Here is a 404-nt window from a genome sequence, read left to right as displayed (position 1 = left end):
TCTCTCTACGTCTCTTCCTCTTCTAGTGAGCTCATAAGGGCCGTTGTTGAGGGCTTCATCGACAGTCCTATCCTTCAGATAGGCGATGCTACCTTCATAACTGAGGATATAAAAATTTTGAAGGAGCCCAAGATAAAGGATAGTGCCCTCTTCTCTACCCTTAGTCCTATCATGGTAAGAACAGTCAAGCTCAGCAGCAATAGGATGAAGATATGGGATCTCTACCCGAACGAGGAGGCATTCTTCGATAAGCTCCGCAAGGTCATGCTGATGCGCTACTCTGCGATCATGGGTTCCATGCCTGAGGATAGGGATTTCAGCATAGATGTTATCAAGTTCAAGCCCGTCCGGATACTCGTTAAGGACACATACTATCGTGGCTCTCTGATGATATTCCGCTATCG

Annotated in this window: 1 protein-coding gene; it reads left to right on the top strand. The window is 46.8% G+C overall.

Annotated elements, in window-relative coordinates:
- On the top strand, positions 1-404 hold a 404-nt coding region (cas6, locus tag E3E33_RS10745; RefSeq protein WP_167731701.1), incomplete at both ends, for a CRISPR-associated endoribonuclease Cas6.

Origin of the sequence: Thermococcus sp. GR5, from assembly GCF_012027535.1 — an archaeon.
Taxonomy (GTDB): domain Archaea; phylum Methanobacteriota_B; class Thermococci; order Thermococcales; family Thermococcaceae; genus Thermococcus; species Thermococcus onnurineus.
Note: the sequence above shows the minus strand (reverse complement) of the source record. Positions and strands in the feature narration are given on the sequence as shown.